This window comes from Actinoplanes cyaneus, from assembly GCF_016862095.1.
GTDB lineage: Bacteria > Actinomycetota > Actinomycetes > Mycobacteriales > Micromonosporaceae > Actinoplanes > Actinoplanes cyaneus.
This window is the reverse complement of record NZ_BOMH01000093.1, coordinates 15,930-30,013: the sequence shown is the minus strand read 5'-3', so window position 1 is coordinate 30,013 and position 14,084 is coordinate 15,930. Positions and strand designations below refer to the sequence as shown.

At 70.2% G+C, this 14,084-nt stretch carries 13 protein-coding genes and 3 pseudogenes; 9 read left to right on the top strand and 7 right to left on the bottom strand.

The annotated features are described in order from the left end of the window. Window positions 1-916: pseudogene (locus Acy02nite_RS44305) on the bottom strand (tetratricopeptide repeat protein); the annotation flags it as partial. Between the two features lie 295 nt (window positions 917-1,211). Between Acy02nite_RS44305 and Acy02nite_RS44300 the strand changes: the two are divergent. Then, a pseudogene (locus Acy02nite_RS44300) lies at window positions 1,212-2,209 on the top strand (IS481 family transposase). On the opposite strand, the gene Acy02nite_RS44295 reads toward Acy02nite_RS44300, so the two are convergent. Together Acy02nite_RS44295 and Acy02nite_RS44290 are read right to left on the bottom strand one after the other, a co-directional pair. Continuing rightward, the gene (locus Acy02nite_RS44295) at window positions 2,105-2,734 is read right to left on the bottom strand and encodes an ATP-binding protein (RefSeq protein WP_203755645.1); all 630 of its coding nucleotides are present in this window, start codon (window positions 2,732-2,734) and stop codon (window positions 2,105-2,107) included. The pseudogene Acy02nite_RS44300 and the gene Acy02nite_RS44295 sit on opposite strands and share 105 nt — an antisense overlap. 14 nt (window positions 2,735-2,748) lie before the next feature. Continuing rightward, the gene (locus Acy02nite_RS44290; protein ID WP_203755643.1) at window positions 2,749-3,141 is read right to left on the bottom strand and encodes a hypothetical protein; all 393 of its coding nucleotides are present in this window, start codon (window positions 3,139-3,141) and stop codon (window positions 2,749-2,751) included. A gap of 171 nt (window positions 3,142-3,312) precedes the next feature. Here Acy02nite_RS44290 and Acy02nite_RS47850 point away from each other — a divergent pair. Beyond that, window positions 3,313-3,510, top strand: a pseudogene (locus tag Acy02nite_RS47850) (hypothetical protein); the annotation flags it as partial. On the opposite strand, the gene Acy02nite_RS47845 reads toward Acy02nite_RS47850, so the two are convergent. Genes Acy02nite_RS47845 through Acy02nite_RS44275 form a run of 3 tightly spaced genes read right to left on the bottom strand, consistent with a single transcriptional unit; the run spans window position 3,425 to window position 4,968 of the window. Further along, window positions 3,425-3,889 (bottom strand): NAD(P)/FAD-dependent oxidoreductase, encoded by a 465-nt coding sequence (locus tag Acy02nite_RS47845; RefSeq protein WP_425548272.1) that lies wholly within the window; start codon window positions 3,887-3,889, stop codon window positions 3,425-3,427. The pseudogene Acy02nite_RS47850 and the gene Acy02nite_RS47845 sit on opposite strands and share 86 nt — an antisense overlap. Window positions 3,890-3,925: 36 nt before the next feature. After that, window positions 3,926-4,042 (bottom strand): NAD(P)-binding protein, encoded by a 117-nt coding sequence (locus tag Acy02nite_RS44280; RefSeq protein ID WP_203755642.1) that lies wholly within the window; start codon window positions 4,040-4,042, stop codon window positions 3,926-3,928. 26 nt (window positions 4,043-4,068) lie between these two features. Then, window positions 4,069-4,968: a radical SAM protein gene (locus Acy02nite_RS44275; RefSeq protein ID WP_344820582.1), complete on the bottom strand. Its 900-nt coding sequence runs from the start codon at window positions 4,966-4,968 to the stop codon at window positions 4,069-4,071. Window positions 4,969-5,699: 731 nt separating this feature from the next. Here Acy02nite_RS44275 and Acy02nite_RS44270 point away from each other — a divergent pair. The 7 genes from Acy02nite_RS44270 (at window position 5,700) to Acy02nite_RS44240 (ending at window position 12,865) form a co-directional block, all read left to right on the top strand. Continuing rightward, window positions 5,700-6,314 carry a helix-turn-helix domain-containing protein gene (locus tag Acy02nite_RS44270; RefSeq protein WP_203755640.1) on the top strand — a complete coding sequence of 205 codons (615 nt, stop codon included), beginning with the start codon at window positions 5,700-5,702 and terminating at the stop codon, window positions 6,312-6,314. A 309-nt stretch (window positions 6,315-6,623) separates the two neighbouring features. After that, a complete protein-coding gene (locus Acy02nite_RS44265; protein WP_203755638.1) occupies window positions 6,624-8,030 on the top strand; it encodes a class I adenylate-forming enzyme family protein in 1,407 nt (468 codons plus the stop codon). A gap of 29 nt (window positions 8,031-8,059) precedes the next feature. Then, on the top strand, window positions 8,060-8,326 hold the full coding sequence (locus tag Acy02nite_RS44260; protein ID WP_203755636.1) for a phosphopantetheine-binding protein: 267 nt from the start codon (window positions 8,060-8,062) through the stop codon (window positions 8,324-8,326). An 8-nt stretch (window positions 8,327-8,334) separates the two neighbouring features. Next, complete coding sequence (locus tag Acy02nite_RS44255; RefSeq protein ID WP_203755634.1) at window positions 8,335-9,717, top strand: class I adenylate-forming enzyme family protein; 1,383 nt, start codon at window positions 8,335-8,337, stop codon at window positions 9,715-9,717. A gap of 16 nt (window positions 9,718-9,733) precedes the next feature. Next, window positions 9,734-10,978, top strand: coding sequence for an aminomethyltransferase family protein (locus tag Acy02nite_RS44250; RefSeq protein ID WP_203755631.1), 1,245 nt, complete (start codon window positions 9,734-9,736; stop codon window positions 10,976-10,978). A gap of 40 nt (window positions 10,979-11,018) precedes the next feature. Next, a complete protein-coding gene (locus tag Acy02nite_RS44245; protein ID WP_203755628.1) occupies window positions 11,019-11,723 on the top strand; it encodes a hypothetical protein in 705 nt (234 codons plus the stop codon). Further along, window positions 11,720-12,865 (top strand): pyridoxal-phosphate dependent enzyme, encoded by a 1,146-nt coding sequence (locus Acy02nite_RS44240; protein WP_203755625.1) that lies wholly within the window; start codon window positions 11,720-11,722, stop codon window positions 12,863-12,865. Before Acy02nite_RS44245 ends, Acy02nite_RS44240 begins: the two co-directional genes overlap by 4 nt. A gap of 34 nt (window positions 12,866-12,899) precedes the next feature. Here the strand turns inward: Acy02nite_RS44240 and Acy02nite_RS44235 are convergent, their stop codons facing one another. Next, complete coding sequence (locus Acy02nite_RS44235) at window positions 12,900-14,060, bottom strand: hypothetical protein (protein ID WP_203755623.1); 1,161 nt, start codon at window positions 14,058-14,060, stop codon at window positions 12,900-12,902. Window positions 14,061-14,084 lie beyond the last annotated feature (24 nt).

The window sequence follows — 14,084 nt, the reverse complement described above, 5'->3', positions numbered from 1 at the left end:
CTAGCACCCGCAGTCGGTCGGCGAGCAGGGCGTTGAACGCGGTCGCCACGACGCTGGCCGGTTCCCCGGCGTTTCCAAGCCATCGGGCGAGGTTGGCCCGGGTGGTGAGGGTGTCGGGGTGGTCGGGGCCTAGCACTCGCAGCAAGTCCGCGAGTAGGGCCTCGGTCTCAGTAGCAGCGGCGGCGACCTGTCCGCTGTCACCGATACTGCGCACGGAGCGGTCAAGCACGTTGTGGAGCCTGGGGTACAGGAGAGTGTCACCGGTGTGCCGGTAGAGGGCCTCGGTGTTCGCGCGCAGCGCCTGAGAGCCGGCGGGGTTGTTTTCCGGGTCGGGCCAGACACTCAGGAGGGCATCAGCTGCGGCGCGGGCGGTGCGCTCGCGGCGGTCGGTGGAGGTGTGGTCGCGGGTGGCGCGTTGTACGAGGGCGTGGACCCGGACCGTACCGGTGTCGGTAACCGTAATCAGGTTGAGGCGGTGCAGGGTATGCAGTGCACCAGTGATGCCTTCGATGTCGACCGCCCTGCCCAAGAGCTGCCGCAGGTACGCAGTGATAGGTGGGGCGGTGAGAACCCAGCCGGGGATGCCGTTGGGGTCTAGCAACGCGATCAGTTCCAGCACGGGGCGGGACAAGCCGATAGGGCGGAGCTGGTCGGCGTGTTCGATCGACAATGTCCAGACCGCGGTGAGAATGGCTTGATGCTGGTCGGGCAAGTGTCGGGCTTCGGGGATCAGGTCGATCAGCTGATAGCTTTGGTCGGCCAACCGGTCACGATAGGCGGCGCAGTCCAAACCAGCAGGGCTGTCGAGCAAGTATGCCGCGACCTGTGCCAACGCAATTGGCAGATAGCCCAGTGCGGCACACAGTTGCTCGGCGCCGTTTCCCCGATCCGGCGCTGCGGCCAGCCGGGTCCGCAAGTAGGCCAGCGCTTGTCCGGGGCTGTACAGGCCGACCTCTATCAGGTAACGACCGTCGCCGACGAGCGCGGCGTCACGGCGGCGGGTAGTGACTACGATCCGGCCCCTCGGAGTGTGCGGGGGCCACAGGCCGTCCAGGACGGCGGGTTCAGCTAGGTGTGATGTCCAGGGACGTTGGTCGAGGAAGTGTGACTACTCGATCTGACGATCATGGCCTGATCTTGTGAACAGATGAAGGCCTCCAACGGTGCAGTGGATCTATCACGGAACCACTCTCACCAGGCTGGAGGCCTTCATGTCCCACGCTAACGCCGCGTTGACCCCGCGGGCGCGATTGCGGCTGGCGCGTCTGATCGTGGATGACGGCTGGTCACCCGCACGAGCAGCCGAACGCTACGACGTCTCCTGGCGTACCGCCGCGAAATGGGCGGCTCGTTACCGTGCCGAAGGCGAAGCGGGCATGGCCGACCGGTCGTCACGCCCGCACCGGCAACCGAACCTGACCCCCGCACCACTGGTCCGCAAGATCGTGCACCTGCGCCGCAAACGCCGCTGGGGACCGGTCCCGATCGCCGATCAGCTCGGCCTGGCCGCCTCTACCGTGCACGCCGTGCTCACCCGGCAACGGGCCAACCGGCTCTCCCACCTCGACCGGGCCACCGGCGAGCCGATCCGCCGCTACGAACACGACCAGCCCGGCGACCTGCTGCACGTCGACGTCAAGAAACTCGGCAACGTGCCCGACGGCGGCGGCTGGCGCTACGTCGGCCGCCAAGCCGGCGACCGCAACCGGCAAGCCACCGCACGCCGTACCGGCAGGCGCCGCAGCGACTACGAACCGGTCATCGGCACCGCCTACGTCCACACGGTCATCGACGACCACTCCCGCGTCGCCTACGCCGAAATCCACGACGACGAAACCGCGATCACCGCCACCGGCGTGCTACGCCGCGCGGTCGCCTGGTTCGCCGCACGCGGCGTCACCACCCGGCGCGTGCTGTCCGACAACGGCTCGGCTTACAAATCCCGGCTCTGGACATCGACTTGCGCCGACCTCGGCATCACCGTGAAGAAGACCGCCCGTACCGGCCACAGACCAACGGCAAGATCGAACGCTTCCACCGCACCCTGGCCGACGGCTGGGCCTTCGCCAAGCACTACACCTCAGAGAAAGCACGCCGCGCGGCGCTACCGGCATTCCTGCACGACTACAACCACCACCGGCCCCACACCGCCATCGGCAAGCTGGCACCCATCACCCGGTTGAACAACCTGGCTGGACATCACAGCTAGGTCGTCCAGCACGACGAGCCATCGCCGGTCGGTGGTGGCCAGCCAAGCCAGGAATCGGTCGGCGCCACGTCGCGGATCACTATCTTCCCTACCGTGCAGGTCGGTGTCGGCCTGGGCATAGCGGGCGATTACCGCCTCCGGAGAAGTGGCGACAGCCCAGACCAGCAGATCGACCCGTCCGTCGTGCAGAGATTGCCGGGCAAGATCGGCGGCCAGTTGGGTTTTGCCGATCCCTCCGAGCCCGGACAAGATTTGGGTGAGAACCGCGGTGCGGCCGGCCTTCAGCGCTGCAGCTAGATGCGCGGCCTCGGTTCGAGACTGGTACGAGGCCGCCCGCGGTGGCACCACGCCGACCTGGTGCGGCCAGGACACCGCAGGGGGTGCCCCGTGATAGTTGAATGTGTTGGTTTGGGTGTTGCCGTCGCCGACCTGCATGCCCTTCGAGCCCGAGGCAGCCACGTGGCGTGCCTCGGCTGGCGTACCTGATGGTTGTCCGTCGTCCGCGTGGTGAGCGGTGGTGGTCATCAGTATCGAGGCACTCAATTAAATGTGTTGGTTTGGGTGTTGCCGTCACCGACCTGCATACCCTTCGCGCCGGTGACATCCATGGTGTACTTCCCGGCGGTCGTGCCGGCCGGGTCGGCCACCGCAAGCAGCCGCCGGGCGGCGTCCAGAATCTCTGGATCGGTCCCGGCTCCGGACTGATCAAAGACTTCGATCACGCGGCTTTCCCACTCTGTCGGTGCCGCCTGGTAGCCGTCGAGAACCTCGCCCGCCTCCGCCTCGCTGAGCCCACCCTCTACCGTGGCTCGGCGATACACCAGGTCGCGGAGGCAGGCGTAGAGGTCGCCCACTGCCGCACTGGCCGCCGTGGTCACCCCACCTGACAGGCCGACGCCGACCGCAGCCAGCAACATCTCGATCTCATTCATTTCCCGCCCCGCTCCCAGCCGGTCTCCTCCGCTATCACGGAGGAAAGGGGTGTTACTACCACGCGACGTAACCATTCGTAGTCTGAAGGTAGCAATTTGCAGCACGCGGCGCAGTGCCCGGGGACCGGGTGGCTTCGGTCGCGGGAAGTGGGCTCTGGCGCGAACTGTGTGATGCACGTCCGACGATGGATCGTTGTCCGGCTGTGTGATGCCGTCGAGCGATTCCTTCCTCATCTAGCCGGCGTCGAGATCGAGGAGATGTGCTCCGGCACCGAAGTTGTTCTCACTGCCTCCGTGCGCGCCGACGAAGGAGCCTGCCCTGCCTGCTCGAAGCCGTCGTCTCGGGTGCATTCCCGATACCAGCGCACGCTGACGGATGCTCCGGTGGCGGGGCGGCTGGTACGGATCTTGCTAAGGGTGCGGCCGGGTTGCGGTAGTCCTTGGCGCTGAGCACGTGCACGCCGGTCTGCGGGCCGGGCACGAAGTCCGGCATCCGCGGCGGCCACAGCTCACCGCTGGCCACCATGACCGCGTCGTACGTCTCGGTGACGGCGTCCGCGGTCACCGCCCATCGACCGTCCACCTTGACGATCCGGGTCACCGGGGTGTCGAAGCGGATCAACGGCAGAACACCGAACTGCTCGGCGTACGACCGCAGGTAGTGATGCACCTGGCGCAGTGTCGGGAACTCGTCGTCGAAGGGTGGCGGGTGGTCGGTGAACGGGAAACTGAGCCGCGAGCTCTGCATGCGCACGCTCTCGTGGGCGCCGTTCGCGGCCGGATTCTAGATGCCGCCGAGATCGCCGGTCTTCTCGTACACGGTCACCTCGTGGACCTCGGCCAGGGCTTGCTTCGCCGAGGTGAGACCGGCCGGGCCGGCCCCCATGATCGCGATGCCCATGTGGTGTTTCCTTCTTTCGGGGCGGATCAGAAGAACGGGTCGAAGTCGTCGACGAGGGTGACCCCGTCGTCCGGGCGCATGCGCTGGATCTGCAGGACGGTGGGGTACCGGGAGCAGCTGAACTGACAGTCACGGGCCGGGTCGATGATCGTGGTGTCGGCGTTCTTCCACAGCTGCTCGAACGACGTGGTGTTGATGTCGCCGATCCGGCCGGCCGGGTTGCCCCGGTGGTACGGGCACACGTACACGCCACTGGTCGTGATCGTGGTCCGCAGCTCGGTCACCGGGCAAGTGTGGTACTCCTTGAGCTCGACCGGGTCGATCCCGGCGCGGACCTTCTCCCAGGTGTTCGAGACGAGCAGGTGGAAGTCGTCGTCGGTGAAGGTGCGGATCTCGGCCAGCTGGCCCTCGACCAGCGCGATGTCCTCGGCCTTCTGGCTGAGCGTGTAGTGGTCGTCGTCGACCAGCGTCTTGACCTCGAAGTAGTCGCAGCCGATGTCCTTGGCCAGCCGGGCCGCCTCGATCACCTCGTGGAAGTTGGTGTCGAGCACCGTGCCGTCCGGCGCGTAACGCTGCATGAGCAGGTAGGAGTAGCCCAGGCGCCCGCTCTTGCGCGCGGCCAGCTGCCGCATGTTGTCGATGATGGTCGGGAAGACGACGCGGCCGCGCTTGGCCGGGCGGAACTTGGGATACGTCGTCTCGTTGGCCGCGTCCATCGACACCCGGGTCCAGGCCACCTTGTCGGCGATCTGGTCGAGATATCGGTTGATCATGGTGCCGTTGGTGGTCAGGCCGATCTGCAGGCCGGCGTCGAAGAGCGTGTCGATGACCGTGCCGATCGACCGGTGCAGCAGCGGCTCACCGCCGCCGATCAGCACCACCGCCTGCACGCTGCTGGCCGCGAGCTCCTCGGCCAGCTCGACCAGCCGGTCCTTGCCGATCTGGCCCTGGTTGAGCAGCCCGCCGCTGATGCACTCGGGGGCAGGCCAGATCGCAGACGGTGGTGGGGTCGAGGTCCACGACCAGTGGCGCGGACAGCCGCCGGCCTTGGGCGACCTGCAGCACCGACGGGTAGATGGAGCGCTGGTACAGCTTGCTGACCAGGTCCATGTTCCGGTCGACGTGATCGGTTCCGATGTTGTTCTGAGCAGCCGACGTCATGCCATCCCCCGATGATGAAGACGTGGTTCAGCGCCGCTGACCGGAACGCTCCGCCCGCACGGTCACGTGCCTCCCCGTTCGTCCGGCGAGGGCTCGCCGGACAATGCTGGCCCGACCCGCGTGCCAATGCGGGAAAGAATTGACTGGCGCACGAACCCAGCGCGGCATAACGCGCTGCGAAAGCGCTCTCTCGGCGGATTACATTGCTCGATCGCGGTGGCCGCGTCAACCCTTGGGAATGGTTCCGGAACTTGAGCGCACCCCAATCAAGGGTGACAATCCGTGGCTGCCGTCCAAGGTGGATCGCAAGTTGATCACACTGCGTCGCGCTTCCTGTGAGTTTCTGGAGATTGGCGGGGCCGGGCGGCAGATGTGGAACGGATACGTAATATGGGGACCGCGAATCGATTGTGACCTATGCTGAACCCTGTCCGGGAACAGCCCGGTTCCATCGGCATTCCGTTCATCTTGTCGCGCTGACCCCGGGGGTAGACGAATGAGATTTCGGCCGGCTACCAGCAATCACATCCATCAGGCCGTTCGCTCGGCCGCCCAGGAACTGGTCCTCACCCTGCCCGACGCCGCCTCGATCCAGGACGTGCGCGCGGCCGATCTCGCCGCGGCCCGGCAGGCGGCCCGCGCCGGCGTCGCCGTCCGGGCCTATGTGCACACCGGCGGCGCCGCCGGCCCGGAGGCCGAGACGATCTTGGAACACCTGATCAAGGACGGTGTGACGGTTCGTCAGGTGACCTCCCGAGTGCCCCGGATGTGGATCGTCGACCGCGCGGTGCTCGCCTTCGACGAGGGCGAACCGGCCCGGCCGGGCGCCGCGATCGGCCGCGATCCGTCCTTCGCCGAACTGCTGCTGGTCGCCCTGGACACCGACCCGGCGACCCACGCGCCCGAACCCGCACCGGAGCCGGACTCCCCGGACGGGGCGGTGCTGCGGCACCTGGCCAGTGGCGCCAAGGACACCAGCGCGGCCCGCGAGATGGGGATGGCGCTGCGCACCTACCGCCGCTCGGTGGCCCGTTTGATGGACCAGCTGAATGCGCGCAGCCGTTTCCAGGCGGGATACCGCGCCGCACTGAATGAATGGCTTCGACCCTAGCCCAGGATTTCCCCCTCCGGCGTCCGCTGGCAGCTTGATGCCACACCATTTCCGGCGGTACGACGGTGGAGATGCGCAGCTGGCGCCGGTGGACACATGTTGCCGTTCGACCAATATGCGGACGCAAGTCGTTGCGCCGTTCATGATCGCCTGCATAGCATTTTCCCGGCGCCACCCGATGTAGTGATTTCCGGGTCGGCGCGCCATTTCCTCTCCACCGGTGACACCACCGGCCATCACGCGTGCCCCGCTCCCCGCGGCCGGCCCGGCGTGCTGGTCCCCTGTAGTCCAGCGAGGAGCCGCACACCCATGGCAGACATTGTCGAAGCCGTCCGGTCGCACGGAAACGACCGGCGCCCGGCGATCATCTCCGACGACCGCACCACCACGTACCAGGAACTGGTCGAGCTGATCGGCCGCTTGGCCGGCGGGCTCGGCAAGCGGCTGACCGCGGACGACGTCTGCCTGGTGATCTCGCATCCCCGGCTCGAGGAGTCGGTCGCGCTGACTTTGGCCGGCTGGTCACTCGGCCTGCGGGTCGCGGTGCTGCCGCCGTACCTCAAGGACCGCGAGCTCAGCCACGTGCTCGAGCAGTGCGCGCCGGTGGTGACGGTCTCCGACACCAGCGCCGACTCGCCCGACTCGATTGCGTTCGCCAGCCTGCTCGACGCCGCGCCCGGCGGCTTCGGCTCGAACACCGCCGACGCCTGGCTGGAGACGTTCACCAGCGGCACCACCGGCCGGTCCAAGTGCGTGGACCGGCGGGTGAGCCGGCTCAGCGCCGACATCGAGCAGCTCGCCCTGGCCACCGGGTTCACCGCGGCCGACACGGTCACCGCGATGACCACCGCGCTGTCGACCACCTCGGTGCTGCCGGCACTGGTCGCCGGGGCCACCGTGGCCACCATCGGCCTGCAGTCCGGCCGGCAGTTCTGGCAGGCCATTCAGGAGCGGCAGATCACCGTGGTGTCCGGTACGCCGTACGCCTATGAATTCGCCGTTCGCAAAACGCCCGAGCCGGCGCAGCTGCGGCACGTCCGGATGGCCCTGACCACCTCGGCGCGGCTGCGCCCGGGCACGGCCCGGCAGTTCATGGACCAGACCGGCATCGCCATCCGCAACATCATGTGCAGCAGCGAGTCCGGCCACGTCGCCTACAACGACGCCGACGACCCGGAGATCCTGGCCACCTCGGTCGGGCGCCCGCTGCCCGGCGTCGAGGTGGAGATCCGCGCGGCCGACGGCAGCGTGCTGCCGGCCGGCGAGTCCGGACGGATCTGCGTGCGCAGCCCGTTCACCGCCACCCGGTACCGCAACCGCCCGGACGCCACCGCCGAGACATTCCAGGGCGACTGGGTGATCAGCACCGACGTCGGTTACCTCGACGACAAGGGCTTCCTGCGGCTGACCGGCCGCGACGACCACAAGATCCACTTCGGGGCGGCCAAGCTCGACCCGCAGGAGATCGAGGACGTGCTGATCAGCCACCCGGCGGTCGGCGACGCGCTGGTCGAGGGCGAGACACACGGCCGCCTCGGGCAGGTCCCGGTGGCCCGGGTCGTGCTCACCGGCCAGGTCAGCGCGCCGGAGCTGCTGGCCTACTGCCGCGAACAGGTCAGCCCGACCAAGGTGCCGCAGCGCATCGAGTTCGTCGACAGCATCGCCAAGGACTTCAAGGGCCAGCCGGTCCGCCCCAAGAACGTCCGTTTCGCCTGACCCCCGGCATTCCCAGACAGGAGCATCACGTGGCAACCACCCCGCTGGACCAGACCGCCACCCGCGAACGAGTGCTGACGGTCGTCGAACGCGTCCTCGGCTACCCGCTCGCGCCGGGCGCCGAGCAGCTCACCGAACTGGACTCGCTGCAGGTCCTGGAGCTGCTGGTCTCGCTCGAGGAGGAGTTCGACATCGACTCCGAGAAGATCATCGAGACCGAGCCGAACTGGTGGACCTCACTCGACGGCCTGGTCGAGTCGGTCAGCCGGCTCAGCGCCGAGCAGGCCGGGAACTGAGCGCTGCGATGCCCGGGCAAACCCTGCTCGACCTGCTGCGCGACAGCCCCGGCACGGTCACCGCCGACGGCGCCCGCCTGGACCTGACCACCCTGCTCGACGGGGGCCGGCGGGCCGCGACCGGCCTGCGGGCCCAGGGCGTGACCGCGGGCGCCGGAGTGCTGCTGGTCGACGACGGCAGCGCCGCCGAACTGCTGGCGGCGCTGCTCGGGGTCTGGCACGCCGGGGCCCGGGCCATCGTCGTCCCGGCCGGCGAGGACGAACGCCTCGCCGCGATCACCGCGCAGACCCGCCCGGCGCTCACCGTCGGGCACACCGCCGCCACCAGCTACGCCGGCCTGCTGAGCCACTCCCCCGGCGCCGTCGCCGAGGTCCGGCCCGAGGATCTGGCGCTCGAGGTGGTGTCGTCCGGGACCACCGGGCAGCCCAAATGCGTCAGCTACACCCACGACGCGCTGGTCCGCAACGTCACCGCCTACGCCCGGCGGCTGCGGCTCGGCCGCGGCGACGTGCTCTACACCCCGCTGCCGCTGTCGGTGGCCGGCGTGCTCGGCATGGTGCTGCTGCCCGGCCTGGCCGCCGGGTCGCAGGTGCACGTGGGCCGGCTCAGCGGTGCCGGCCTGGCCCGGGCGCCCCGGCAACTGCAGGACGCCGAACCGACCCTGCTGTACGGGGTGCCGTACGTGTTCGACCTGCTGGCCCGGCAGCGCTCGGCCCGGCCCGGCAACCGGCTGCGCTGGGCCATCTGCAGCTCGGCGCCGCTGCCCGAGGCCACCTTCACCCGGGTCCGCGACGCGCTCGGCGTGCCGCCGCGCAGCTCGTACTGCCTGGCCGAGGCGGCCACGGTCACGCTCAACACCAGCGACGACGAGGACGAGCTGCGCGCCACCGTCGGCGCGCCGCTGGACGGCGTCGAGATCACCGTGGAGCCGTTCGGTGACGGCCCGTCCGGGCGCCTGATCATCGGCGGCGACAGCCGGGGCGCCGGATACCGGCGCGACGGGGTGCTCGAACCGTTCCCGGACGGCCTGGTGCGCACCAACGACCTCGGCCGGCTGCGCGACGGCGTGCTCACCGTCACCGGCCGCGTCGACGAGGTCATCCAGGTGGCCGGCACCAACGTCGACCTGGCGCACGTCCGGCGGGTCCTGGCCGGCTGCCCCGGCCTGGGCGACTTCGCCGTGGTCATCGACCGGCACGAACACCTCGGCGCGGTCCCGGTGCTGCTGGCCGAGGCGGCCGGTCTGCGCGTGTCCGAACGCGAGGTGCTGGCGTACTGCCGGCGCGAGCTCAGCGACGCGGAAACGCCCCGCGCCATCCGGATCGTGGCCGAGATCCCGCGCACGGTCACCGGCAAGGTGCCGCTGGCGGCCGACGGAAGACAGGAGTAGGCAGCTGATAGATCAGATGTCCAGCGCCCCGCCGACCCAGCCCTGGGAGCGGGGACCACGATTCTCCACCGCGCTGCACAGCCCGCTGGCCAGCGACGAGTGGGCCTGGCGCAAGCTGCCGCCGGCCCACCCGGCGCTGCTGGGCACCCCGCACGCGCTCACCTTCCGCGACCCCGGCGACGCCTTCGGCGCGTTCGAGCAGCGGCACGGCGAGCCGGCCGGCTGGTACGTCCTGGGCGGCAACATCGTCGCGGTCACCACCTGGAAAGGGCTGTCCTACCAGGAGCAGTACGCCGCGGTCACCGACGGCGCCGGCGTCTTCCCGTGCGGCGGCATGCTCTACCTGAGCGTCTCCGGGCCGCACGCCGCCGACCTGCTCGACCTGCTCACCCCGCGGCGGATGCAGACCCTGGCCGTCGGGCAGGCCGCGTTCATCGTGTTCACCACGCCCGAGGGCACGGTCGACACCGAGGGCGTGGTGCTGCGCGACGGGGAGCAGTCGTACCAGCTGTCCATCGGCGGCGACACCCAGCCGCCGACCTGGCTGCACGACGCGATCGCCCAGTTCCCCGACACCCGGGTCGAGGAGTCGCCGCTGAGCTCCTTCAACATTAAGGGCGGCAACCGCGAGGCGGCGATGGCCGCGCTGCTGCACGACGACGACGCCGCCCGGCTGGCCTCGGTCAAACCGTTCCGCGGGATCCGGGTGCGGACCCGGGCCGGCGCCGACGCCTGGGTGGTGCGCACCCTGATCGGCCTCGAGCTGTGGTCCGGCGCCGACGGGATGCGCGAGGCCTACCAGCAGATGGCGGCCGACGCCGGCACCTACACCCCGTGCGGGTGGGACGTGCTGGCCTCGTTCCGGATGGAGTGCCGCGACTTCGCGTTCTACCTGGCCCCGCTGGACATCCACCGGGGCACCCATCTGTTCGACGCCGGTCTCGGTCACCTCGTCACCGCGGCCAAGACCGGCCCGTACATCGGCGCCGAGGCGCTGGCCGACCCGGACCGGCACGTCGGCCGGCTCTGGGTCGCCGGCCTGACCGCTACCGACCCGGACCACCCGGAGCGGCAGGTCGGCGACGCCCTGCGGCACGCCGGCAGCGACCAGCCCGCCGGTTACGTCACCTCGGCCGGATGGTCACCACGCGAGCAGCGGCAACTCTGCTTCGTGCACCTGTCCCCGGCCGTGCGGCCGGGCGACCGGGTCCGGTTCGACGACGGCACGACCTGGCAGGTCTCGACCCTGCCGATGCGGTGACACCGCCCGATGACCCGAGCCGAGAGGACGTGATGACAACGTGGTGAACTTCGTCCTGATGCTGACCGAGCGGGATGTCACCATCCCGGATGCCCTGCAGGTGTACCGCGACCTGGTCGCCGACGAACTGCGCACGATCGCCGTCAAGGACGTCGGCGCCGACCCGGAGATGATCCGCGAGCTGACCCGCGCCGCCCACGAGGACGGCCGATCGGTGCTGCTGGAGCTGGCCGACATGAGCGAGAAGGGCCAGGAGCGCGGATACGAACTGGCCCTCGACCTGGGAGTCGACCAGGTGGTCGGCGCCTGGAGCCCGCGGGCCGCCGAAGCGCTGTCCGGACCGGGCGCCCCGCAGTACTGGCCGTTCGCCGGGCAGATGTCGGGCAGCCCGCTGGTGCTCACCGGCACGCCCGAGCAGCTGAGCGCGGACGCCCGGCGGCTGAGCGCGGCGCCGGCGGTGGCCGGGCTGGTGCTGATGCCGTACCGGCAGTCCACCTACCCGCCGCGGGAGCTGCTGCGGCAGACCGTGGACGCGTCCGGGGTGCCGGTGCTGGTGGCCGGCGGGGTACGCGGCGCCGAACAGATCGCCGACATCGCGGCCGCCGGGGCCTGGGGTTTCACGATGGGCGGCGCGGCGCTGGCCGACCGGCACGACGACCCGAAATCGGTCTCCGAGCGGGTCAACGAGGTCCTGCGGCTGTGCCGCGAGGCCAGCGGGCAACTAGTGATCGAGGAGGTCAAATGAGACTCGCCTGCAGGGACTGTTCCGGGGTCGTGGACGGCCCGAACGAGTGGCAGTGCGTGCGCTGCGGGGGTCCGCTCACCCCGGAGCTCGACGAGATGCGCGACTGGGCGTCGGCGGTCACCGACGTGCCCGGGGTCGGGCGCTACGCCGCGCTGCTGCCCGTGGCCGACGCCGACGACCTGCGCAGCAACGCCCACGCCCTGCGCCCGGTGGACAGCCCTCGGCTGGCCGAGGCGCTCGGGGTGGCCTCGGTGCGGCTGCTGCCGCAGACCCTCAACGACACCGGCACGTTCAAGGACAACGAGGGCGTGCTGCTGGCGGCCAAGTGCAAGGAGTGGGAGCTGGCCTCGGTCTGCATGCACAGCTCCGGCAACACGGCCCGGTCCTACCAGTACTACCTGGAACGGATCGGGATCGTCTGCACCGGGTTCGTCCCGCAGGCGTCGGCCTACAAGTGCCCGACCACCACGATGGGCAAGTCGCAGATCGTGGCCGTGCCCGGCAACATGGCCGACGCGGCCGAGGCGGCGATCCAGCACAGCCGCACCGACGGCGCGCTGCGGCTGACCCCGAGCCAGTGGAAGATCGAGGGCAAGGCGCCGCTCGGCCTGGCCATCGCCGAGCACGCCGCCGACGGCACGGTCATCGCCGTCACCATCGCCAGCGGCTACGGTCCGCTCGGCATCGAGCGCGGCATCCAGCGGGCCCGGGCGGCCGGGCTGCCGTCGGTCGGGGACCACTCGTACCAGCTGTTCCAGGCGGCCGACGCCGGGCTGCTCGGGGCCGCGCTGCGCGACGGGCGCGACCAGATCGACCTGGCCGACATGGTGGCGCCGGAGCAGGCGTTCGAGCCGACCCTGCAGTCGACCAACCCGAACCGGACCCTGCCGCTGATGCGCGACCTGGTCACCCGGACCGGCTCGCGGATCGACCCGGTCGGAGCGTCCCGGGTCGAGGGTGAGGCCGCGCTGTTCGCCGAGGTGTGCGAGCAGGCCGGGATCCCGCTGGACTACCGCAACGAGAAGTCGGCCTTCATCTGCTGGGCCGGGCTGCGGCAGGCCGCGGCCGAGGGCCGGCTGGCCGCCCACGACCGGGTCGTCATGGTCGTGAGCGGCTCGGCGCCGTATGACCGCCTGCCCTGAGCAGGCGGCCACCGGGGAGGCCGGTTCCGGTCCGTCAGGACCGGGACCGGCCTCCGAACCGGTCGGCGAAGGCGGCCAGGTAGCCCGCCGACGGGGACCGGCCGCCGCACCGGATCGGCGGGGCGGTGATCCCGAGCCGGTCCAGCACCTCGATGTTGGCCAGCACAGCCGAGGTCGGCACGCCCAGGCCGACGGTGGCCGGCAGCGCCGGCTCCAGAGCCATCAGCAGCGGCGACAGGAAGCAGCTGGTCAGGGTCTCGCCCTGGTCCAGCCCGGCCGGCCAGCCGAGCCCCTCGTGCAGCAGCGGCGGCGCGTAGGAACGGACGGGAAAGCGTTGCGGAAGATGCAGCAGGCCACCGTTGGCCAGGATCAGGTCACCGGCCTCGGCCGACCGGGCGTAGGCCCGGTCGACGTCGAAGCAGTGCGGCACCGAGTCGTCCACCACCACACAGCCGGGACGCAGCCGGTCCACCTGCAACACGTTCGGCGTGCTGGTGCAGCCGATCACCAGGGTGGACTCGTAGAGCTCGCCCTCGGCGCCGGTCGGGTTGACGAAGGACCAGTCCAGTCCGGGATGCAGGGCTTCCAGGCGGGCGCCGAGCTCGCGGACCGACGGCTCCTTGGCCGCCAGGTCGCCCAGCAGCAGCCGGCCCGGTTTACCCAGGACGGCCAGCGCGGCCTCGGCGGTGGCCTGACCGATCGAGCCCATCCCCAGCACGGTGACCGTCTCGTCGGCCCAGGACCGGCCGGCGGTGGCCAGCACCGCCGCGGTGGTCTTCAGGACCGAGGCCACCGTGGTGGCGTGCCCGGTGGTCAGCACGCCGGGTGGCGCGTCCAGCCGGTTGCCGTAATCCATGGCCGAGGCCAGCAGGCCGGCCAGCGAGACGTGCCGGGCGCCCAGCTGCTGGGCCAGGTCCAGACCGGCCTGGGCGTAGCGCACCGCGCCGGCCGGGTCACGGACCATCTCGATGTACGTCAGCGGCAGCGTGATGATCGCCGCCCCGCCGAACGGCGTGCTCATGAACGCGTTGACGAACGGGGAGTCGTCGAACCGGCTGCGCACGTCGGCCGGGGTGAGCCCGACGCGCCGGGCGACGTTGACGCCGAAGTAGGTCAGGGTCGCCGAGGTCGCCTCGAGCCCCTCCGCCCCGGCCGCGGGCGCGGTCAAGGTCTGCACGTAGTTCCGATCACTCATTCTCCGGTCCCCTCTCCGCAAAAT

Bases quoted from the DNA above. Each gene is read 5' to 3' on its own strand.
- Acy02nite_RS44295 (WP_203755645.1), bottom strand. From the start codon at position 2,734: ATGACCACCACCGCTCACCACGCGGACGACGGACAACCATCAGGTACG.
- Acy02nite_RS44290 (WP_203755643.1), bottom strand. From the start codon at position 3,141: ATGAATGAGATCGAGATGTTGCTGGCTGCGGTCGGCGTCGGCCTGTCA.
- Acy02nite_RS47845 (WP_425548272.1), bottom strand. From the start codon at position 3,889: ATGCAGAGCTCGCGGCTCAGTTTCCCGTTCACCGACCACCCGCCACCC.
- Acy02nite_RS44280 (WP_203755642.1), bottom strand. From the start codon at position 4,042: ATGGGCATCGCGATCATGGGGGCCGGCCCGGCCGGTCTCACCTCGGCG.
- Acy02nite_RS44270 (WP_203755640.1), top strand. From the start codon at position 5,700: ATGAGATTTCGGCCGGCTACCAGCAATCACATCCATCAGGCCGTTCGC.
- Acy02nite_RS44265 (WP_203755638.1), top strand. From the start codon at position 6,624: ATGGCAGACATTGTCGAAGCCGTCCGGTCGCACGGAAACGACCGGCGC.
- Acy02nite_RS44255 (WP_203755634.1), top strand. From the start codon at position 8,335: ATGCCCGGGCAAACCCTGCTCGACCTGCTGCGCGACAGCCCCGGCACG.
- Acy02nite_RS44250 (WP_203755631.1), top strand. From the start codon at position 9,734: ATGTCCAGCGCCCCGCCGACCCAGCCCTGGGAGCGGGGACCACGATTC.
- Acy02nite_RS44240 (WP_203755625.1), top strand. From the start codon at position 11,720: ATGAGACTCGCCTGCAGGGACTGTTCCGGGGTCGTGGACGGCCCGAAC.
- Acy02nite_RS44235 (WP_203755623.1), bottom strand. From the start codon at position 14,060: ATGAGTGATCGGAACTACGTGCAGACCTTGACCGCGCCCGCGGCCGGG.